The sequence below is a fragment of the Amycolatopsis keratiniphila genome (assembly GCF_000400635.2).
Lineage (GTDB): Bacteria > Actinomycetota > Actinomycetes > Mycobacteriales > Pseudonocardiaceae > Amycolatopsis > Amycolatopsis keratiniphila.
Genome location: NC_021252.1, coordinates 2045385 through 2067358, shown reverse-complemented (window position 1 = coordinate 2067358; position 21974 = coordinate 2045385). Strand labels below are relative to the sequence as shown.

Here is a 21974-nt window from a genome sequence, read left to right as displayed (position 1 = left end):
TGGTCCGGTACACACACAGTGCTACACAGCGGCCAACATCGCCGCCGTCGGCGTTGTTCCCGTCGTCAGCACGGGCTCCGACATGATTGGATGCCTGTAGTTGGAAACCAAAACCGATACCGATGACCAGAGGTGCCAGTGCCCGCCCCCAACCTGACCCGAGACCAAGCCAAGCTGCGCGCGGACCTGCTCGACGTCGAGTCCTACGACATCGAGATGGATCTGACCGACGGCCGTGGCGGTCCCGGTGAGAAGACCTTCACGTCGAAGACGACGATCAAGTTCGCGAGCGCCAGAAGCGGCGAAGCGTCGTGGGTCGACATCGTCGCCGAGGGGATCGAGTCGGCCGTCCTCAACGGGACGGACCTCGACGTCAGCGGGTACGTCGAGGACAAGGGCATCGAGCTGCCCGGCCTCGCCGAGTCGAACGAGCTCGTCGTGGACGCGGTCTGCCGGTACATGAACACCGGCGAGGGCCTCCACCGGTTCGTCGACCCGGTCGACGACGGCGTCTACCTCTACACGCAGTTCGAGACCGCGGACGCGAAGCGCATGTTCGCCTGCTTCGACCAGCCCGACCTCAAGTCGGTCTACCGGCTCACCGTGATCGCGCCGAAGGACTGGAAGGTCATCTCGAACGCGCTGATCGAATCCACCGAGGAGACCCCGGAAGGGGCCGTCCGCACGGTGTTCAAGGTGTCCGAGCGGATCTCGACCTACCTGGTCGCGCTGATCGCGGGCCCGTACAGCGAGTGGCGCGACGAATTCTCCGACGAACACCGCACGATCCCGCTGGGCATCTACTGCCGCGCCTCGCTCGCCGAGCACATGGACGCGGACAAGCTGTTCACCGAGACCAAGCAGGGTTTCGCCTTCTACCACGAGAAGTTCGCGACCCCGTACCCGTTCTCCAAGTACGACCAGCTGTTCGTGCCGGAGTTCAACGCGGGCGCGATGGAGAACGCCGGCGCGGTCACCTTCCTGGAGGACTACGTCTTCCGCAGCCGCGTCACCCGCTACGCCTACGAGCGCCGCGCCGAGACGCTGCTGCACGAGATGGCGCACATGTGGTTCGGCGACCTGGTCACCATGCGCTGGTGGGACGACCTGTGGCTGAACGAGTCGTTCGCGACCTTCGCGAGCGTGCTGGCCCAGGCCGAGGCCACCGAGTACAAGAACGCGTGGACCAGCTTCGCGAACATCGAGAAGTCGTGGGCGTACCGGCAGGACCAGCTGCCCTCGACGCACCCGATCGCCGCGGACATCGTCGACCTGCACGCGGTCGAGGTGAACTTCGACGGCATCACCTACGCCAAGGGCGCGAGCGTGCTCAAGCAGCTCGTCGCCTATGTCGGGCTGGAGCACTTCCTCGAAGGCCTCAAGGTCTACTTCGGCAAGCACGCCTGGGGCAACGCGACCCTGGCGGATCTGCTGGGCGCGCTGGAAGAGGCCTCGGGCCGCGACCTGTCGTGGTGGAGCGCGCAGTGGCTGGAGACCACCGGTCTCAACTCGCTGAGCCCGCGCTACGAGGTCGGCGCCGACGGCACGTACACCGCGTTCGCCGTCACCCAGACCGGTGCCAAGCCGGGTGCCGGTGAGCTGCGCACGCACCGCGTCGCGGTCGGTGTCTACGACGAGGACGAGAACGGCAAGATCGTCCGCAAGCACCGCGTCGAGCTCGACGTGGACGGCGAGCGCACCGAGGTGCCGGGGCTGGTCGGGCTCCCGGCGGGCAAGCTCGTGCTGGTCAACGACGACGACCTGACCTACTGCACGATGCGGCTCGACCCGGCGTCGCTGACCACGCTGATCGACCGCATCGCCGACATCACCGAACCGCTGCCCCGCACGCTGTGCTGGTCGGCGGCGTGGGAGATGACGCGCGAGGCCGAGCTCAAGGCCCGCGACTTCGTCACGCTGGTGCAGCGCGGCGTGCACACCGAGACCGAGGTCGGCGTGGTGCAGCGGCTGCTGCTGCAGGCGCAGACGGCGCTGAACTCGTACGCGAAGCCGGAGTGGGCGGCGGAAAAGGGCTGGCCGGAGTTCTCCGCGCGGCTGCTGGAGCTGGCGCAGGGCGCCGAGGCCGGTTCGGATCACCAGCTCGCGTTCGTGAACTCGCTCGCCGGCTGCGTGCTCGACGACAAGACGCTGGCGATCATCGCGGGCTGGCTCGACGGCACGGCGCCGCTGGAGGGCCTGACCGTCGACACCGACCTGCGCTGGCGGCTGCTGCACGCGCTGGTCGCGCACGGCAAGGCGGAGAACCCCGAGATCGACGCGGAACTCGGCAAGGACGACACCGCCGCCGGACGGCGCCAGGCGGAGCGCTCGCGGGCGCTGCGGCCGACCGCCGAGGCGAAGGCCGACGCGTGGCAGCGGGCGGTGTACGACGACGAGCTGCCCAACGCGGTCAGCGACTCGCTCATCACCGGCTTCTCCCACCCGGGTCAGAAGCACCTGCTCGGCGACTACGTGACGCGCTATTTCGAGGTCATCGACGAGGTGTGGCAGCGGCGCTCCAGCGAGCGGGCGCAGCCGACCGTGGTCGGGCTGTACCCGTCGTGGGCCGTCGAGCCGGCGACCGTCGAGGCGTCGGACGAGTGGCTGGCCGGGGAGCACCCGGCGGCGCTGCGCCGTCTCGTGTCGGAAGGCCGGGCCGGAATCGTGCGGGCGCTGGCCGCCCGTGAGTTCGACTCGCAGGCCGGGGTCTAGTCCCGTAACGCAATGAAAGGTCCTTTCCTTGCAAATTTTGCAAGGAAAGGACCTTTCATTGCGCTTGAAGCGGCTTGAAGAGCGTCAGTGCTGCGGAGCGCCCGCCTGGTCGCTCAGCATGCGGAGCGCGTTCACGAGGCCACCGATGAGGTCGCCTTCCTTGAACGAGGCCACCATACTGGCCACGGCGAGCTTCGCGCCGCGGTCGGGCAGGCGGTGCCGGGCCTGCGTGCCGGTCACGACCTCGATCGCCCGCTGGCCGGGCGACACGGCGATGACGACCCCGTCGGCCGGGTTGTCGGTCGAGGTCAGCAGGCCTTCGGCGGTGGCGCGGGTGTCCTCGCCGAGGTCGCCCAGGTACACGCTGAAGTCCAGGCCGGTCTCACGGCTGGCGAGCGTCAGCGCCTCGTCCAGCCGGGCGAGCTGCTGGGTGGTGAATGGGCTGATCGGACCAGCCGGTTCGTACATCTTGGCGGCGGAAATCCGGCCGCTCGAGGTAACGACGGCGCCGTAACCGGGCTCTTCGTCAACAGCGGTGGACGAATGGGTCAGTTCACCAGTTGCCACGAGCGCCTCCCGTCACCGAAGCTCCGTCCGCCGCGACGACGGCGGTCGCGCCGCCCTCGGTCGCGTGCGAATGCCTTGCGCCGACACCGTCGGGGTTGGCGCTCCACCACATGGCCGGGTACTCCCACGGCTGCCCCGGCCGGTACCGGGCGACGCCCGCGCCCTTCGACCGCAGCGTGGCCACCCCGCACAGCGCGTAGATGACCAAGGGGATCACCGCGAAGACCAGGATCGTCTCGACAAGGTTCACGCGCGTGAGCGTATCCGATGGCGTGCGACCGCACCCGCTCGCACGGCCCCTACCGCTCGTCGTCCTCAGGTGGCCGTCCGCCGCTTGCCGCGAAAGCGCTCCCACGTTGGGGCGAAGCCCGCAAGGCCGAAAGGTTGCAACTCAACGTACGGGCGGCCGCACCCGGCGCTGTCGTCTTGTCGCGGCCTTGAAATCCTCGTAGCTTTTTCACCTGTACGGGCCTTGCGCCCAGCTCCCCCACCCCAGCAGGTAACGCACCGGTCGCAGGAGGATATGTCATGCAGAGCACCCAGACACCCGGCCAGGCGATCATCGACGACATTTCGTCACTCTTCGAAATTGGATTCGTCCCCGGTACGCGTGTGACGGCGGGCACACGGGTTACGCGCGGTACTCGTGTCACTCGCGGTACGCGGGTCACCGCCGGCACCCGGGTCACCCGCGGAACTCGCGTCACCCGGGGCACCCGCGTCACCGCCGGCACTCGCGTCACCCGCGGCACGCGAGTCACCCGTGGAACCCGCGTGACGGCGGGCACCCGCGTCACCTGCGGCACGCGCGTCACTCGCGGAACCCGCGTCACCCGCGGCACCCGCGTCACCTGCCAGAGCGACTTCTCGCTCGCCGCCTGAGTCCGCGCACGACCGGTTAGTAGGGGACGGCGTACTCGTAGCGAGTTTCACCACGGCGTCATCGGCCCGCCCCGGCCGCCGAAAGGCAGCCGGGGCGCCGACGTGTTCACGGTCTGATCAGGCCGCGGTTCCCAGGTACGGCCGCCACAACGGGTCGGCCTCCTTCGAATGCGCGAGCAGCCGCCAGTGCGGCCCGTGCGGGGCCCTCGGCACGACGCGCAGGCGCCAGCCGATCTCGGAAAGCAGCTTGTCCGCCTTCCGGTGGTTGCACTTGGCGCAGCAAGCCACGCAGTTCGTCCAGCTGTGGGGGCCTCCGCGACTGCGCGGGACGACATGGTCGATGGTCTCGGCCCGCCCCCCGCAGTAGGCGCAGCGGTACCGGTCGCGGTGCATCAGCCCGGCCCGGGTCAGCGGCACCTGCGCGCGGTAGGGCACTCGCACGTAGGTGCTCAGCCGGATCACCGAAGGCACGGGCAGCGAGACCGTGGCGGCGTGCAGCTCGATCCCCGCCGGGTCTCCGTGCACCACCTCGGCCTTGCCGCACATCACCAGGACCACCGCGCGCCGCAACGGCAGCGCCGTGAGCGGTTCGAACGTGGCGTTCAACAGCAATACCCGTCTGCGGCCCCAAGACGACGCTGATGTCGTGGTGGGTACCGCCGTGGTCGACGGGTCCCGCCCTCTACGCTGTCCGGGCGGGCGGGCAACACCCCCTGGCCGCGTTCCCGGCCCGCCCGGTGGAGCCCCGTGCGAGGGGGCACCTCCCGGATGGGCGCGCAACACGACCTCCGGCGCCTGTCCGGCCACGGCTTGGCTCGGGACGCCGAGGGGGATGGGTTGTCGGTCTGGCACTCGACCACCTCCACCGGTGCAGGCATAGTCGACCACAGATCAGCCCCAAAGTGCACGTGTGTTACTGGACGTGTCACATGCGCGCGACCCGGCGGCCACATGAAGTTGGGTGTTTCGCATCCGCCGGGGCGTGTGGCGTGACCGATCTCCGCCGAGTACGAAAGGACATTTCCTCTCCGTGAACCTGCTGCCCACCGAACCCCCGGCCTGCACGCGCGAAGCCGGGAGCCTGTGCTACCAGGTGTTCCAGGTCACAAAGAACGAATGGCTCTCCGCGTCGGCGGGCTGGCTTCTGACGAAGCCGCTCAGGATCCTGATGATCGTCGCCGTGGCGTTCCTGCTGCGGTACCTGGTGCGACGCCTGATCAACCGCGTGACGCGGATGCCCGGCGGTGGCTCCTCGAAGCTGCCCGCCCTGTTGAGACCGCTGCGGGAGAGGGCTCCCGAGGTGCTCGGGTCGGCGGTGATGGAACGGCGCCGTCAGCGCGCCGCCACCATCGGCTCGGTCCTCAAGTCGATGGCGACGTTCCTGATCTACGGCCTCGCGTTCATCCTCGTGCTGGGCGAACTGGGCATCGACCTCGCGCCGATCATCGCTTCGGCGGGCATCGTCGGCGTGGCGCTCGGGTTCGGCGCGCAGAACCTGGTCAAGGACTTCCTGTCCGGCATGTTCATGATGATCGAGGACCAATACGGCGTCGGTGACGTCGTCGACGTCGGCGAGGCGTCCGGCACCGTCGAGGCCGTCGGCCTCCGGATCACCACCCTGCGTGACATCAACGGCACCGTCTGGTATGTCCGCAACGGCGAGGTGCTGCGGGTCGGCAACTCGAGCCAGGGCTTCGCGGTGGCCGTCGTCGACGTCCCGCTCAGCTACTCCGCCGACGTCGAGAAGGCCACCGAGCTGATGGCCGAGAAGGCGAAGACGCTCCTGGAGAGCGAGAGCCTCGCCCCGAACGTGCTGGAACCGCCGGAGATGCTCGGCGTGGAGACCGTCACCCCCGAGGGCATCAAGCTCCGGCTGACGGTGAAGGTCCGGCCGGGTAAGCAGTGGTCCGTGCAGCGCGCGCTGCGGGCGCACCTGCTCGCCGCGCTCGACGAAGCCGGCTTCGAGCCACCTCTGGGGCGCTTTATGTCGTCCGGCCCGGCCCCGCAGTAGGAGAAGGGCAGAATGGAGCTGTGTCCGTGACCGAACCTGAGCCCACCACCTTGTACGAAGCCATCGGCGGTGAACCGGTGTTCACCCGGATCGTCGCGCGGTTCTACGCCGAAGTGGCGGTCGACGAGGTGCTTCGCCCGCTGTACCCGGAGGAGGACCTCGGCCCGGCCGAGGAGCGTTTCCGGCTGTTCCTCATGCAGTACTGGGGCGGCCCGCACACCTACTCCGACCAGCGCGGTCACCCGCGGCTGCGGATGCGGCACGCGCCGTTCAAGATCGGCCCGATCGAACGCGACGCCTGGCTGCGCTGCATCAAGATCGCGGTCGACGAGGAGAACATCGAGGAGCCCTACCGCGGGCAGCTGTGGGCGTACCTGGAGATGGCCGCCAACAGCATGATGAACAGTTTCGTGTGATGGAGCGCGACGTGGCTTGGTGGGACCAGGCGGTCTTCTACCAGGTCTACGTGCGCTCGTTCGCCGATTCGGACGGGGACGGCGTCGGTGACCTCGAAGGCATCCGCGGCAAGCTCGGGTATCTGGAGCTGCTCGGGGTCGACGCGCTGTGGCTGACGCCGTTCTACCGCTCCCCCATGGCCGACCACGGCTACGACATCGCCGACCCGCGCGACGTCGACCCGATGTTCGGCACCCTCGGCGACTTCGACGTCCTGCTGACCGAGGCGCACAAACGCGGTATCAAGGTCACCGTCGACGTCGTCCCCAACCACACCAGCAACACCCATGCCTGGTTCAAATCGGCGATGGCGGCGCCGCCGGGCAGCCCGGAACGGGATCGCTACATCTTCCGTGACGGGCTCGGCCCGCGCGGCGACCAGCCGCCGAACAACTGGGTCAGCTCGTTCGGCGGCCCGGCGTGGACGCGGGTGCCGGACGGCCAGTGGTACCTGCACCTGTTCTCGCCGCAGCAGCCGGATCTGAACTGGGCCAACCACGAGGTCGCCGCCGATCTGGAGCGGACCCTGCGGTTCTGGCTGGACCACGGTGTGGACGGCTTCCGCGTCGACGTCGCGCACGGTATGGCGAAACCGCCGGGCCTGCCGGACATGGATCCGCGGGTGAACCCGCTCGGGCCGAGCGAGTTCTACGATCCGCGCTTCGACAACGACCGCGTCCACGAGATCCACCAGATGATCCGCAAGGTGCTCGACGAGTACCCCGGCACCATGGCCGTCGGCGAGATCTGGGTGACCGACGAGGAACGCCTCGCGCGCTACCTGCGGCCGGACGAACTGCACCTGGCCTTCAACTTCCGGCTCGTGCTCACGCATTTCGACGCGGACGCGCTGCGGACGGCCATCGAGCGGTCCTTGGCGGTGCCGAAGGCCGCCGGGGCCCCCGCCACCTGGACGTTGAGCAACCACGACGTCTGGCGGCAGGTCAGCCGGTACGGCGGCGGCGAACGCGGGGTCCGGCGCGCCAGGGCGATGGCGCTCGTCGAACTCGCGCTGCCCGGCGCGGTCTATCTGTACAACGGCGAGGAGCTGGGGCTCGGCAACGTCGACATCCCGCCCGACGCGGTCGCGGACCCGCGCGCCAAGATCTCCGGTGCCGAGTTCGGCCGGGACGCGTCGCGGGTGCCGCTGCCATGGGAAGGCGACCTGCCGCCGTTCGGTTTCTCGCGCAATCCGCGCACGTGGCTCCCGATGCCGGCTTCGTGGGCGTCGGTGACCGTCGAGGCGCAGCTGGAGGATCCGTCGTCGACGCTGTCGCTGTACCGGCGGGCGATCGAGATCCGCAAGTCGCACAACGCTTTCCGCGGGGACGAGCTGGAGTGGTACGGCGCGCCCGCGGGGTGTTTCGCGTTCCGGCGGCGCGGTGGCGGGCTGGTCTGCGCGCTGAACACGTCGGCGAGCCCGATCGCGCTGCCGCCGGGCGAGGTGCTGCTGTCGAGCGTGCCGTTGGTGAACGGGAAACTGCCGCCGGACGCGGCCGCCTGGCTCGTCTGAGCCAGGCGGCCGCTTAGCGGACTACTTGTTGAAGCCCGGGTGCAGCTTGTACTGCGTCTGGGCGTTGAACTGGTTCTGCCGGACCAGCTTCGCCGGGAAGGTCCGCCAGTCGTTGAGGTCCAGGACGTCCAGGCCCTTCACGATGTCGGACGAGTAGATGTGGCCGTTGTACCAGTAGGCAGACCACGTCCCACCGCCGACGAGCTTCTCGTTCGAGAGCGGGCCACGCTCCCAGAACGCGATCTCCTTCGGGTTCTTCGCGTCGGTGAAGTCCCACACCGAGACACCGCCCTGGTACCAGGACTGGACCATGATGTCCTTGCCCGGCACCGGGATCAGCGAACCGTTGTGCGCCACGCAGTTCTCGGTCTCGGACTGCAACCGCGGGATCTTGTAGTAGCTGACGAACTCCAGCTTGCGGTCGTCGCCGCGGCCGGTGATCTGGTAGATGCCGTTGGCGCCGCGGGTGGGGCCGAACTTCTCCAGGCAGGTCGCCATCCCACCGCCGCCGAGCTCGTCGGTGAAGACGATCTTGGTGGCGTCGTTGTTGAAGGTGGCGCTGTGCCAGAACGCGAAGTTCACGTTGTCCTGCACGCGGTTGAGGACCCGCGGCTTGAGCCGGTCGGAGATGTCGAGCAGGACGCCGTCACCCATGCAGGCACCGGCCATCAGGTCCTTCTCCGGCAGCGCCGTCAGGTCGTGGCAACCGGTGGTCGCCGAGCGGCGGGTGCCGTCGGGGTTGGTGCCACCGGGGTTGCCGCCGCCGTCCTCCGCCGGGAACAGCACCGGCGTCGCGACCAGCGCGGCCTTCGCCGGGTCCTTCACCGGGACCTTGATGATGGACAGCTTGTCGTGCGGCGGCTGGCAGTCGGGCAGGTTCGCCGCCGGCGCGTACGACGAGACGTAGATGTAGACGTCCTTGCCGCGCTTGTCCGGCACCAGGGTGTTGGTGTGCGAACCGCAGTCGGTCTCGATCGCCGCGACGTACTTCGGCGCCGCGAGGTTCGAGATGTCGAAGATCTTGATGCCCTCCCACGACGTCTTGTCCGAGGCGGGCTTCGAGACGCTGTTGCACGAGTTGTCGCTGCGCGACGCGTCGGTCGACAGGAAGAGCAGGTCTCCGGAGATCGACACGTCGTTCTGCCCGCCGGGGCACAGGACCTGGCTGACGATCTTCGGGCGGTACGGGTTGCGGACGTCGTAGACGTTGAACCCGTCGTAGGTACCGATGATCGCGTGGCCCTTGGTGAACGCGATGTCGGTGCCGGTCGAGTCCTTGGTGAACGGTCCCTGCTGCGGGACGTTCGCGATCGACCGGAGGTTCGGGCTGTGGACGATCTCGTCCACACCCGGGATCGCGGTCGCCGACGGTTCGGCGACGACGGCCGGCGCGGCGAGCGCGCTGGAGGCCCCGAGGGCGGCGACCGCGGCCGCCGACACGAAGACCCTGGTCAAGCGGCGTTTCAGCCCAGGCTGCAGCACGATATGGCTCTCCTTCCACCCAGCTTTACGCGCACCTTATTCCTTATTTAGGCTCAGCAGATACCGACCAACGGAGGAACTCCCGGGATGCGAAAAAGTTTGACATCGGCGCTGGTCGCCGCCGCTTTCCTGGTCTCGGGCTGCACCGGTGACGCGGAGCCCGCCGCACCGGCCCAGAGCGCGCCGGTGATCGCCCCCGGCAAACCCGGCGAGCAGGCGAGCACCGGCTCCCGCGGCCCGGTGAACCGCGATCAGCCCAACGAGGCCGACGTCGAGTACATGACGATGATGATCCCCCATCACCAGCAAGCGAAGGTGATGACCGACCTGGTGCCGGGCAAGACGGCCAACGAGCAGATCCGGGCGATCGCCGGGCGGATCTCGGTCGCGCAGGACGGCGAGATCACGATGATGAAGACCTGGCTCGCCGATCGTGGCAAGCCGGTGCCGGGCGAAGGGCACGCGGGCCACGGGGGCGAGCACGATCACGCGCTCATGCCGGGGATGGCGACCGAGGCCCAGCTGGCGGATCTGCGCGCGGCGAGCGGGGCGGCGTTCGAAAAGCTGTTCCTCGACCTGATGATCGCGCACCACCAGGGCGCGCTGACCATGGCCGAAGCCCAGCTCGGCAAGGGCGTGGAGATCAAGGCGCAGGAGATGGCGCAGGAGGTCATCACCGGGCAGACCGCCGAGATCGAGCGCATGAAGACGATGCGCGGAAAGCTCTAGGCCTCGCCGGAGCCCATGTCGCCGAACCCGGAGTCGCCGGAGTCGTCGTCGAGGGTGCCAGAGACGATCCAGGTCGCCAGCGCGGCGGCCTGGACGTAGGGCGCCGCCTTCGCCGCGGCCCGGCCGGCGCTCTTGGCGCGGCCCCACTTCTCCGGACGTTCGGCGCGTTCGGGCGCCTCCTCACCCGGCGGCCGCTCGGTCCGCCACGGCGTCTCCTCAGGCCTGACCTCGGCGAGGAAGTCCGCGGTGGGGTCGTCCCCGTCCTTGTCGTTCATGGAGACAGCATGACGCCGCGGGCGGCCGGAAGCCACCCGCGGCGTCAAGCGGTAAGAAACCCGTCAGAACAGCAGCGGCAGGAGCGCGTGGCGCCGCTTGAGGACGGCGCCGTAGCGGGCGTCGATGCGCATCCACGATTCCGTCGCGGTGACGCGGACGACGTCGCCGTCGATCGACGAGTCCACGAAACCCATCCCCGACAACGCGAACAGGCACCGCATCTGGACCTTGATCTCCAGCTCGTTGCCCGAAACGGTGAGCACCGCCTGGTCCATCAGCGACGCCGGCGGCGTGCCGTGCGGGCCGACGTTGTCGCGGGCCAGGGTGACCCCGCGATCGGCCAGCTCGGAGATCACCGTCGCCGGCAGTTCGTCCACCAGCTGCCAGCGGCCCGGCGCGGGCAGCTCCGAATGCCACATCAGGTCACGGGCCGGGCCCGGATCCATCCGCTCGCCGCCGGCGACGGTCAGCGCGGCGAGCAGCTCGTTCCCGGACACGGTGATGTCCGACGGCGTGATGTCCCCGGCGACGGCCCTGGTGGCCAGGACCTCGAACGGCGTCGCGCACCACGCCTCGACGACACCGTCACCACGCTGCCGCAACCGCACCAGCGTGTTCTGGTCGAGCCGGACCGCCCTGGCCACGAACGCGCCGAGCGTTTCGCGGTCGCCCGCGTCCGGGATGACGAGCTCAGGCATCCGCGAACCCCTTCTCCAGGAAGGCACGTTCGTCCTCGGTCAGCCGGCGGGGCCGCTCGGACGCGGTGTCGAACGGCGCGAGCACCGTCTCCGCGGTCACCGCGACCTTGTCGGTCTCGGCGGGCCCGGAGTGCACCCGGTAGCCGAGGGTGAAGCTGGCGTGCTTCAAGTCCTTCAACGAGATCTCCACCCGGATGTCCTGATCGGACACCACGATCGGCGAACGGTAATGGACGGCCAGCTTCACCACCACGATGCCCTTGGGCAGTTCGGTGAGCCCGGCGCGGACGGCGTCCCCGAACAACAACGGGATCCGTGCCTCTTCGAGCAGGGTCACCATGTTCGCGTGGTTGACGTGCCCGTAGACGTCCATATCCGACCAGCGCGGCCGGATCAGGGAAATGTAGCTCACTACCTCACCGTGCTCCGGATCTGCCTCGCCGCCACCGACAGCGTCGCCAGGTCGAGCTTGCCGAACTGGCTGATCTCGTCCAGCGCGACACGGGCCCGCTGCAACCGCGAAGCGTTCGTCTTCTCCCAGTGGGCGATCTTCTCGTCCGGGTCGGTGCCCGAATCGCTGTGCCGCAAGGCGTCCAGCGTGATCGTCCGCAGGGAACCGTAGACGTCGTCCCGCAGCGCCAGCCGCGCGAGCGCGTGCCAGCGGTTGCCGCGTTCGAGACCGCTGATCGACGTCAGCATCTTGTCGATGCCGAGGTGGTCGGACAGCGCGTAGTACAGGCCCGCCGTCTCCGCCGGGGTGTGCACCGCGTCGATCCCCGCCTGCTGCTCGGCCAGCTCCGCGACGTCGGTGACGTCGAGCAGGCCGTAGGTGTGCAGCAGCAGCGCCACCCGTCCGGCGAGTTCCGCCGGGACGCCCTTCTCGATCAGCCGCTCGGTGTTCGCGTCCACCGAAGCGCACTCGACACCGCGAAGCAGCTCGTGCGCCCTCGGGGCCAGCTCGCCGACGACGCGGCCGAACCGGTTGATCTCGGCGAGCGGGGCCAGCGGCTGCGGCCGGTTGGTGAGGAACCAGCGAGCGGCCCGGTCGAGCAGCCTGCGGGTCTCCAGCATCATCTCGTCCGCGACCTCGGTCGGCACGACGTTGTCCAGCGCGTCGATCTGCGCCCACAGCGAGGGAAGGTCGTACACGTGGGTGACCACGGCGTACGCGCGGACGGCGTCGGTCGCGGTCGCGTTCATCTCCTCCATCAGGCGGAAGACGTACGAGATCCCGGCGCCGTCGACGACCTCGTTGGCCACCATCGTCGTGATGATCTCGCGCTTCAGCGGGTGCTGGAAGATCGCGTCGCCGAAGCGCTCCCGAAGCGGCTTCGGGAAGTACTCGGGCAGGCGGCGCGAGAACACCTCGGAGTCCGGCAGCTCACTGGCCAGCAGCTCGTCCTTGAGGTCGAGCTTGACGTGCGCGAGCAACGTCGCCAGCTCCGGCGAGGTGAGGCCCTCTCCCGCCTTCTCCAGCGCGCGGAACTCCGCCGAACTCGGCAGCGCTTCGAGCTTGCGGTCGAAGGCGCCCTTCGCGACCAGCGCCGCGACGAGCCGCTGGTGCACCGAGACCATCGGGCCGGCGTGCGCCCGGCTGACGCCGAGCACCGCGTTCTGCCGGTAGTTGTCGGCCAGCACCAGCTCGCCGACCTCGTCGGTCATCTGCTCGAGCAGTTCGTTGCGCTGCTCGGCGTCCAGCGATCCGGTCGAGACCAGGTGGTCCAGCAGGATCTTGATGTTGACCTCGTGGTCCGAGCAGTCCACGCCGGCGGAGTTGTCGAGCGCGTCGGTGTTGATCTTGCCGCCCGCGCGGGCGAACTCGATCCGGCCGAGCTGGGTCAGGCCCAGGTTCCCGCCCTCGCCGACGACCTTGACGCGAAGCTGGTTGCCGTTGACGCGCAGGGCGTCGTTGGCCTTGTCACCCGCGTCCGCGTGGGACTCGTTCTCGGCCTTCACGTAGGTGCCGATGCCGCCGTTCCACAGCAGCTCGACCGGGGCCAGCAGGATCGCTTGCATCAGGTCGTTGGGCGCCAGTTTCGTGACGTCCTCGCCGAGGCCGAGCGCCTCGCGGACCTGCGGGCTGATCGGGATCGTCTTCGCCGACCGCGAGTAGACCCCGCCGCCCTCGCTGATCAGCGAGCGGTCGTAGTCCTCCCACGAGGAGCGCGGCAGGTCGAACAGCCTGCGCCGCTCGGCGAACGAGGTCGCCGAATCCGGGTTCGGGTCGAGGAAGATGTGCATGTGGTTGAAGGCGGCCACGAGCCGGATGTGCTCCGAGAGCAGCATCCCGTTGCCGAAGACGTCACCCATCATGTCGCCGATGCCGACGACGGTGAAGTCCTCGGTCTGGGTGTCCTTGCCCAGCTCACGGAAGTTGCGCTTGACGCTCTCCCAAGCACCCTTCGCGGTGATGCCCATGGCCTTGTGGTCGTAGCCGACCGAGCCGCCGGACGCGAAGGCGTCGCCGAGCCAAAACCCGTAGTTCGCCGAGACCTCGTTCGCGATGTCGGAGAACTTCGCGGTGCCCTTGTCCGCGGCGACCACGAGGTAGCTGTCGTCGCCGTCGTGACGGACCACGCGCGGCGCCGGGACGGTCTTGCCCTCGACGCGGTTGTCGGTCACGTCGAGCAGGCCGGAGATGAACATCCGGTAGCAGGCGATGCCCTCGTTCAGCTGGGCGTCGCGGTCCAGGCCGGGGTCACCCGTGGGCGCCGGCGGGCGCTTCACGACGAAGCCGCCCTTGGCGCCGACAGGCACGATGACCGCGTTCTTGACCGCCTGCGCCTTGACCAGGCCGAGGATCTCCGTGCGGAAGTCCTCCCGGCGGTCGGACCACCGCAGGCCACCGCGCGCGACGTCGCCGAAGCGCAGGTGCACACCCTCGATCCGGGGCGAGTACACGAAGATCTCGTACTTCGGCCGCGGCTCGGGCAACTCGGGCACCGCGCTCGGGTCGAGCTTGAGCGCCAGGTACTGGCGGGAGTTCCCGTCCGCGTCGGTCACGTGGTAGTTCGTGCGCAGCGTGGCGAGGATGACCGACATCAGCCGCCGCAGGATCCGGTCCTCGTCGAGGCTCGTCACCTCGTCGACCAGCTTGCCGATCTCGGTGGTGAGCTGATCGGCCTGCGACGCGCGCGCCTCGTCGCCGAGCGCGAGGTCGAAGCGGGTCTCGAACAGCCGCACCAGCGCGGTGGCGATGTCCGTGTGCGCGAGGACGGTGTTCTCGATGTACTCCTGCGAGAACGGGATCTTCGTCTGGCGCAGGTACCGCGAATAGGCCCGCAGGATGGCCGCCTGGCGCCAAGTGAGCCCGGCGCGCAGGACGAGACCGTTGAAGCCGTCGACCTCGCAGTCGCCGCGCCAGGCGGCGTGGAAGGCGTCCTGGAAGCGGGTGCGCAGGTCGCTGTCGGCGTGGTCGAGGACCTGCGGGTCGATCCGCAGGCCGAAGTCGTAGATCCAGGACCGGCCGCCGTCCTCGCGGCGCAGTTCGTAGGGCCGCTCGTCGACGACCTCGACGCCCATCCGCTGCAGGACCGGGAGCACCTGGGAGAGCGTGACGCCCTCGCCGCGCAGGTACAGCTTGAAGCGCCGCTCCCCCGCCTCGGCGTCGGCCGGCAGGTAGAACGACATCGACAGGTCGCCCTCGTCGGTCAGCGACTCCAGGGCGCGGAGGTCCGCGAGCGCTTCGAGCGCGGTGAAGTCCTCCTTGTAGCCCTCGGGGAACACCGCGGCGAACCGCTGCCCCTGCTCGCCCGCCGACTCCTCGACCAGCAGGCCGATCGCGACGCCGCTGTCCCCGGCGCGCTCGCGGCGCTCGGCGAGGATCGCCTCGACCATCCGGTCGTCCCAGCTGCGCACGGCCTCGTTGAGCCGTTCCTGGATGCGCAGGGTGTCCGGTTCGGAGCGCTGGGACGGATCGGTGTGCACGATGAAGTGCACCTGCGCGAGCACGGTCTCGCCGATGCGCGCGCTGTACTCCAGCTGCGTGCCTTCTAGTTCTTCGAGCAGGACCTCCTGCATCGCGAGCCGCGAACGGGTCGTGTAGCGGTCACGCGGGAGGTACACGAGGCACGAGTAGAAACGGCCGTACGGGTCGCGGCGCAGGAACAGGCGCAGCCGTCTGCGATCCGAAAGCGTGATCGCGCCCGTCGTCGTCGAGTAGAGCGAGTCGGAGTCGGCCGAGAACAGGTCCGCGCGCGGCCAGTTCTGCAGGACTTCGAGCATCCGCTGGCCGGAGAAGGACTCCATCGGGAAGCCCGCGCGGTGGATGACCTCGCGGACTCGGTTGCAGACCACGGGGATGTCGAGCACGTTCTCGTGCAGCGCGGTGGTGGTGAACATGCCGAGGAAGCGGTGTTCGCCGGTGACGTTCCCGTTGTCGTCGAACGTTTTCACGCCGACGTAGTACGGATACACCGGGCGGTGCACGGTGGACGGCGCGCTCGCCTGGGTCAGCACCAGCAGTGTCGGCGCGAGCGCGGAGGCCGCCGTGTCGGGGCCAGCGGTGAGGCTGCGCGCGGCCAGACTGTCCTGACGCAGCACGCCGAGCCCGGTGGCGAGCACCGCGCGCAGGGCGGGCTCGTCGCTGTCCGGGTGCGGGTTGTCGATCAGCTCGTACCGGCGGTAGCCGAGGAAGGTGAAGTGGCCGTCGGCGAGCCAGCGCAGCAGCCGGGCTCCTTCCGCGACCTCGTTGGCCGGCAGCCGCGGCGGGTTCCCGTCCAGCTCGTCGGCGAGACGGCGCGCCGTCTCCGTCATCTTGTCGGTGTCCTCGACGACCTCGCGGACGTCACCCAGCACCGAAGACAGCCGGTTGTCCAGCTCGCGGGCGCGGTTCGGGTCCGTGACCAGGTCGATCTCGATGTACATCCACGATTCGGCCGCCGAATTCGCCGGCGGCTCCGCCGGGTCGGCGTCCGGGTGGACCTCCAGCAGCTCACCGGTCAGATCCCGGCTCACCACGACGATCGGGTGCACGATGCGCTGCACCTGCACCCCGTCGCGAGCGAACTCGGCCGCGACGGAATCCACCAGGTACGGCATGTCGTCCGTGACGACCTGCACCACGGTGGCCTCACGCGTCCAGCCGTCCTCGGGCCCCGTCGGGTTCAGCAACCGCACCGCGGGACGGCCGGGCATCCGGTCCTTCGCGAGCTGCAGATGCGAGCGGACTGCGCCGACGAGGTCGACCGGGTCGTCACCGAGAATCTCTTCGGCCGGGATGTGCCGGTAGTACAGGCGGATCAGGTCGCCGATCTCCGGGGCGTACGCCGCGGCGGCGTCGATCAGGTCGTCCCGGATCTGCTCCGGGTTCGCCGACCGGCGCCGGGCGCCATCCTCGGTGCCGACATCTGTTCCGGGCAGGGACGAGACTCCCGTCGAGCTCATTTGAGGCAACTCTCCACTGTAGCGAGATTGACACCGCGACCGGCACGACTCTGTACCGGCCCAGACCCAACCTACAGCTCCGGACAGTCGGCTCCACAAGGCCGGGTCATTCCCGCCCGTCGAAGATTTCCCTGCTCAGATACCGGAATCGCCGTGATCGGTTCAGCTACTCGCCGGTCACATAGGCGGTCTGTCCGGGCCCTTCCGCGCATCGCCGCACCGGGGTGACCAGCACCCATTCCCCCGCGCGACCCCGGCGAGCGACCTGAGGGGGTCAGCTGAATCGTTCAAGCCGACCGCGGCTCCCACCGAGGTGAGCAAGGGACCTTTGCTACCGCGGGGTCAGTCGCTCCCGTTGGCGCGGTGCCGGTCGTGGCCGTTGACCGGACGCTTTCCCGAGTCCTGGGAGCCGAGCTGCTTCACGAGCGCGGCGGCGCTGGCGGTGCCCGCCTGATGCTCGGCGAGCGCGCGGGCGAGCAGGTCGGCGAGACCGGCGTCCGGCGGCGGTTCCTCCTCCGCGATCGCACGGGCGTAGCTCTCCGGGAACGGCGTGATCGGCCGCCAGGAACCGGTGTCGGTCAGCGGATCCAACGCCGGCGGCATCCGCAACCGCGGCAGCCACGGATCGGCGACCTCTTCCTTCGCGGCCGGGCGAACGCTTTCCTGAGACGGCGAAGGCGCGGGATCCTCCCGAGGCGGCGGTGCGAGCGGAACGGCGGGCTCGCTGTACTCGACCGGTGGCTGCTCCCGGCGGGTATCGGCGCGTTCTTCGGCGACAGGTTCGGGGTGCACCGGATCCGTGGCGCCGTCCGCACGACGACGGCCGCCGCCATGTCCGCCTGCGCTCGAGATCCCGAGCCGGTCCAGCACCGATTTCGCCGCCACGGAACCGTGTTCGACGTCGTGCCTGGTCTTGCGCGAGACGGGCGCCGACGACCGGCGGGCACGCTCTTCGGCCGCCCACTCGTCGCTCTCCCACAACGGGGCGGCGGTGCCGGGCGGACGCGGCGGCATGGCCTCGGCCGCCATCCGCGGCCGGGGCTCGGCCGCGGGCTCGGGAGCGAGCAGCAGTTCCGGGACGACGGGTTCCGAAGCCGCCACGGGCGCCGGCTCCTCGATCCGGACGGGGATCTCGGCCTCGGGCCGCCACCGCGCGGCCGGAGCCGGGGTTTCGGATGGGGCGACCACCGGTTCGGCGACGCTCTCGCGCGCCGCGGGCTCCTCCTGACGACGGCGGCGCCCGGGCTCCGGTTCGGGACGCGACACCGGCGCGGGTTCCGGTTTCGGCGGCATCAGTTTCGGTGCGACGGGTTCGGCCTTGGGCTCGAACCTGATCGACGGCTTGGCCTTCTTCGGCACCCGACGACGCCAGTCGCTGTCCGACGCCGCCACTTCCCGTGCGGGCTCCGGACGGGACGGCGGCTTCAACACCGGTGCTTCACTCTTTTCGGCGACCGGCGCCGCGGGCCGCTCAACCGGACGCGGCGGCTCGACTGGACGCGCAGGCTCCGCGGGACGCGACGGCGCAGCCGCGCGCGCAGGCTCGACCGGCGCCTGCCGCACCGGCGGGGGCTCCGGCTGCCTGCTCTGCCGCACGGGCTGCGGCTCACGACGAACCGGCGGCTCGGCCGCGGCCCGTTTCGGCGGTGCCACGTCGATCGGCGGCATCACCGCGGTCACCTCGGCCGGTTCCGGAGCCGGAACCGGGGACGGCGTGGACACCGCGGCGGCCGACCGCGCGGCGACGGCCCGCAAGACGTCGTCGAGGTCCACAGCGGCGTTCTCGGCCGAGCCGAACTCGCCGACCAGGACGTTGCACGCCTGCCTGCGCGCACGGGCGTGCAAATGTTCGGCGGCCCGCGAACGGTGCAGGCAGCCGATGGCCTCTTCGGCCCGGCCCAGCCGTTCCTCGATCTGCGCGAGCTCCAGCCACAGCCGTGCCGTGACGGCGTGCAGGTTGTGGTCACCGGTCCCGGCGACCGCCTCACGGACGAGCATGCCCGCGGCCTCGGCGGATCCCGCGGGCAACAGGACACGGGTGGCCACCGCCAGCCGCAGCCAGGCGGCCGGGGCGATCCCCGCGGCCCGGACGGGGGCGTCGAGGATCGGCTGCGCGACCTCGAGCGCCATGTCCGTGTCGCCCCGGTCCAGCAACGTGCAGACGAGCTGCAGGACCAGCCTGATCCGGACGAGACCGCCGTCGTCGTCCGGGTTTCCGAGCTTTTCGAGCATGCCCAGCCCGGTCCGCGCGGCATCGGCGGCCGCTGTCAGGTCGCCGTGCCGACGGCGGTGCGCCGACACCCCGACCCGCAACATCGCGCGGATCAACAGCTGCGAATCCGCCGTCATCGAACCGTCGCCGAGCACGAGCTTGTCCGCCTCGGCGAGCACGCGGTCCAGTTCCGCCTTCCGGCCGAACTGCGCCAGGCAGCCGACGAGGTGACACAACGCCTCGGCCCGGTGCGACGGCGAAACCGCCGGATCCGCCAGCAACGGACGCAACGCGGCCAGCCCCGTCAGCGGGATGCCGACGCTGCGCGCGCAGACGGCAAGGTCGATCCTCAGCCGGGCGGCGATGTCGCCGTAGCCCGCGTGTTCCGCGGCGCGCAGGGCGACAACGGCACGGCCGACCGTCCGGGGGCGGCCACCGAGCCGCACCCGGGCGCTCACCACCAGGCTCTCCGCACGGATCCACTGCTCGTCGGCACCGGCGGCCTCGGCGAGCGCGGCCGCGCGCTCCCCGAGGACTAGTGCGAGCTCGGGCGCCCTCAGGTGCAGGGCGTCCGCGCGTTCGATCAACCTGCCGACAGCGGACAGGGTTCCCCCGGTGGCAGCCGTCCGCCCACCCACCATGGTGGTGGGCGAGCCCGGCCGTTGGCGCTTGCTGGCTTCCACGGGGAACCCCCGGCCCTCAGTCGCGGGTCAGCTTGCGATGGGTGACGCGGTGCGGACGAGCCGCCTCGGCACCGAGACGCTCGACCTTGTTCTTCTCGTAGCCCTCGAAGTTACCTTCGAACCAGAACCATTGCGAGGGGTTCTCGTCCGTGCCTTCCCAGGCGAGGATGTGCGTCGCGACCCGGTCGAGGAACCACCGGTCGTGCGAGATGACCACGGCGCAGCCGGGGAACTGCTCGAGAGCGTTCTCCAGCGAGCCCAGGGTCTCGACGTCCAGGTCGTTCGTCGGCTCGTCGAGCAGGATCAGGTTCCCGCCCTGCTTGAGGGTCAGCGCCAGGTTCAGCCGGTTGCGCTCACCACCGGAGAGCACGCCCGCCGGCTTCTGCTGGTCCGGGCCCTTGAAACCGAACGCGCTGACGTAGGCACGCGAGGGCATTTCGGTCTGCCCGACGTGGATGTAGTCCAGCTTGTCCGAAACCACCTCCCATACCGTCTTCTTCGGGTCGATCCCGCCACGGTTCTGGTCCACATAGGACAGTTTGACCGTTTCGCCGATCTTGACCCGGCCGTCGTCCGGCTCCTCGAGCCCGACGATCGTCTTGAACAGGGTCGTCTTGCCGACACCGTTCGGCCCGATCACGCCGACGATGCCGTTGCGCGGCAGGTCGAACGAAAGCCCGTCGATCAGCACGCGGTCGTCGAAACCCTTGCGCAGCTTCTCGACCTCGACGACCACGCTGCCCAGCCGGGGCCCCGGCGGGATCTGGATCTCTTCGAAGTCGAGCTTGCGGTGCTTGTCCGCCTCCGCGGCCATCTCCTCGTAGCGGTCGAGCCGGGACCGCGACTTGGTCTGGCGGGCCTTGGCGTTGGACCGGACCCATTCGAGCTCGGACTTCAGCCGCTTCGCGAGCTTGGCGTCCTTCTTGCCCTGGACCTCGAGGCGCTCGCGCTTCTTCTCCAGGTACGTCGAGTAGTTGCCCTCGTAGCCGACGACCCGGCCGCGGTCGAGCTCCATGATCCACTGCGCGACGTTGTCCAGGAAGTACCGGTCGTGCGTGACGGCGAGGACGGCGCCGGCGTAATTCGCCAGGAACTGTTCCAGCCACAGCACGCTTTCGGCGTCCAGATGGTTGGTGGGCTCGTCGAGGAGCAGCAGGTCGGGCGCGGACAGGAGCAGCTTGCACAGCGCGACCCGGCGGCGCTCACCACCGGAGAGGTGGGTGACCGGCTCGTCCGGCGGCGGGCAGCGCAGGGCGTCCATCGCCTGCTCGACCGTGGAGTCGATCTCCCAGGCGTCGGCGTGGTCGAGCTCCTCCTGGAGCTTGCCCATCTCCTCCATCAGCTCGTCGCTGTAGTCGGTCGCCATGAGCTCGGCGACCTCGTTGAAGCGGTTGAGCTTGACCTTGATGTCGCCAAGACCCTCTTCGACGTTCTCGCGGACCGTCTTTTCCTCGTTGAGCTCCGGCTCCTGCATGAGGATGCCGACGCTGGCGCCGGGCTGGAGGAAGGCTTCGCCGTTACTGGCCTGCTCGATCCCAGCCATGATCTTCAGAACGGTGGACTTACCCGCGCCGTTCGGCCCCACCACGCCGATCTTGGCGCCGGGGTAGAACGCGGTGCTGACGTCGTCGAGGATGACCTTGTCCCCGACGGTCTTGCGCACCTTCTTCATGGTGTAGATGAACTCGGCCATACAAGCGATCGTAGAGCGAGCCGATCGCGGCCTTGACGGCGGTCACCACCGAGCTACCGACAGTCAGCCCGATATCACTGAACGAGCATCGGTACCTCACGCCACGGGTGCGTCCTCCAGTGCGATGACCATGGGATTCCCTGCGGGCGGCGGTACCGCCGGGATCGCCCTGGGCCGATCCCGGCCCATCCGGTGGATCTCGGCCGAGCACCGCGCGAGGTTGGGGCCGATGGAGAAGGCCTCAAGCTCAGGTAGACCCAGAGGTGCCGGGATCTCCTCCGCCGTCTCGGCGCCGCGCAGCCGCCCGGCCACGATCACCGGGTCGCCCTTGCTCAGGCAGGAGAACGCCGCCATCGCCAGCTTGCGCCAGCAGGTGACCTTGACCGCGAGTTGCCGCCCCTCGCCCCACTCCCCTCTCTCCTTGTCGTACCGGCGTTCGACACTCCGCAAGCCGAACGACACGACGTCGTGCCCGTGCACCCGCTCCGGATGGTGGATCGGCTCGCTGGTCAGGTTGCCGATCATGGTCACCCACGTTTCGCCCATCGCCATCACACTCGCCCTTCTCCTCGGCCCGAGACCTTCCCGGTGTTTCCCTTGAGCACAGATTGCCGCGGATCAAGGGCGGGAAAGGGACGTGAACCGGATCTGTGGACAACTCCGGGCGTTGTGGAC

16 protein-coding genes are annotated in these 21974 nt (G+C 69.4%); 5 read left to right on the top strand and 11 right to left on the bottom strand.

The features are described from left to right. Positions 1-138 precede the first annotated feature (138 nt). Positions 139-2712 (top strand): aminopeptidase N, encoded by a 2574-nt coding sequence (gene pepN, locus AORI_RS50625; RefSeq protein ID WP_016332312.1) that lies wholly within the window; start codon positions 139-141, stop codon positions 2710-2712. Positions 2713-2796: 84 nt separating this feature from the next. On the opposite strand, the gene AORI_RS50620 is transcribed toward pepN, so the two are convergent. From AORI_RS50620 to AORI_RS50605, 3 genes are all read right to left on the bottom strand, one after another. Continuing rightward, a complete protein-coding gene (locus AORI_RS50620; protein WP_016332311.1) occupies positions 2797-3279 on the bottom strand; it encodes a DUF5130 family protein in 483 nt (160 codons plus the stop codon). Continuing rightward, complete coding sequence (gene ctaJ, locus AORI_RS50615; RefSeq protein WP_016332310.1) at positions 3266-3529, bottom strand: aa3-type cytochrome oxidase subunit CtaJ; 264 nt, start codon at positions 3527-3529, stop codon at positions 3266-3268. Before ctaJ ends, AORI_RS50620 begins: the two co-directional genes overlap by 14 nt. Before the next feature lie 749 nt (positions 3530-4278). Further along, positions 4279-4773: an HNH endonuclease gene (locus AORI_RS50605; protein ID WP_016332308.1), complete on the bottom strand. Its 495-nt coding sequence runs from the start codon at positions 4771-4773 to the stop codon at positions 4279-4281. A 418-nt stretch (positions 4774-5191) separates the two neighbouring features. Here AORI_RS50605 and AORI_RS50600 point away from each other — a divergent pair, with 418 nt between their 5' ends. The 3 genes from AORI_RS50600 to AORI_RS50590 are packed head-to-tail and all read left to right on the top strand — an operon-like array spanning position 5192 to position 8141. After that, the gene (locus AORI_RS50600; RefSeq protein ID WP_016332307.1) at positions 5192-6172 is read left to right on the top strand and encodes a mechanosensitive ion channel family protein; all 981 of its coding nucleotides are present in this window, start codon (positions 5192-5194) and stop codon (positions 6170-6172) included. A gap of 20 nt (positions 6173-6192) precedes the next feature. Continuing rightward, the gene (locus AORI_RS50595; protein ID WP_016332306.1) at positions 6193-6588 is read left to right on the top strand and encodes a globin; all 396 of its coding nucleotides are present in this window, start codon (positions 6193-6195) and stop codon (positions 6586-6588) included. Continuing rightward, entirely contained in the window at positions 6588-8141 is a 1554-nt protein-coding gene (locus AORI_RS50590) for a glycoside hydrolase family 13 protein (RefSeq protein ID WP_043847975.1), read from the top strand. The genes AORI_RS50595 and AORI_RS50590 overlap by 1 nt, the downstream gene beginning before the upstream one ends. 21 nt (positions 8142-8162) lie before the next feature. Here the strand turns inward: AORI_RS50590 and AORI_RS50585 are convergent, their stop codons facing one another. Further along, entirely contained in the window at positions 8163-9623 is a 1461-nt protein-coding gene (locus AORI_RS50585) for an LVIVD repeat-containing protein (protein ID WP_016332304.1), read from the bottom strand. Positions 9624-9710: 87 nt separating this feature from the next. On the opposite strand from AORI_RS50585, the gene AORI_RS50580 reads away from it, so the two are divergent. Beyond that, entirely contained in the window at positions 9711-10352 is a 642-nt protein-coding gene (locus tag AORI_RS50580) for a DUF305 domain-containing protein (protein WP_016332303.1), read from the top strand. On the opposite strand, the gene AORI_RS50575 is transcribed toward AORI_RS50580, so the two are convergent. From AORI_RS50575 to AORI_RS50545, 7 genes are all read right to left on the bottom strand, one after another. After that, on the bottom strand, positions 10349-10627 hold the full coding sequence (locus AORI_RS50575; RefSeq protein ID WP_016332302.1) for a hypothetical protein: 279 nt from the start codon (positions 10625-10627) through the stop codon (positions 10349-10351). The genes AORI_RS50580 and AORI_RS50575 overlap by 4 nt on opposite strands. Positions 10628-10690: 63 nt before the next feature. Further along, a complete protein-coding gene (locus AORI_RS50570; RefSeq protein WP_016332301.1) occupies positions 10691-11326 on the bottom strand; it encodes a DUF8010 domain-containing protein in 636 nt (211 codons plus the stop codon). Continuing rightward, a complete protein-coding gene (locus tag AORI_RS50565) occupies positions 11319-11738 on the bottom strand; it encodes an acyl-CoA thioesterase (protein ID WP_016332300.1) in 420 nt (139 codons plus the stop codon). Before AORI_RS50565 ends, AORI_RS50570 begins: the two co-directional genes overlap by 8 nt. Then, positions 11738-16711, bottom strand: coding sequence for an NAD-glutamate dehydrogenase (locus AORI_RS50560; RefSeq protein WP_016332299.1), 4974 nt, complete (start codon positions 16709-16711; stop codon positions 11738-11740). Before AORI_RS50560 ends, AORI_RS50565 begins: the two co-directional genes overlap by 1 nt. 342 nt (positions 16712-17053) lie before the next feature. Next, positions 17054-19606 (bottom strand): tetratricopeptide repeat protein, encoded by a 2553-nt coding sequence (locus AORI_RS50555; RefSeq protein ID WP_016332297.1) that lies wholly within the window; start codon positions 19604-19606, stop codon positions 17054-17056. Between the two features lie 16 nt (positions 19607-19622). Further along, the gene (ettA, locus tag AORI_RS50550; protein WP_007034699.1) at positions 19623-21299 is read right to left on the bottom strand and encodes an energy-dependent translational throttle protein EttA; all 1677 of its coding nucleotides are present in this window, start codon (positions 21297-21299) and stop codon (positions 19623-19625) included. Between the two features lie 96 nt (positions 21300-21395). Next, the gene (locus tag AORI_RS50545) at positions 21396-21845 is read right to left on the bottom strand and encodes a single-stranded DNA-binding protein (protein WP_228688329.1); all 450 of its coding nucleotides are present in this window, start codon (positions 21843-21845) and stop codon (positions 21396-21398) included. Positions 21846-21974: the final 129 nt, after the last annotated feature.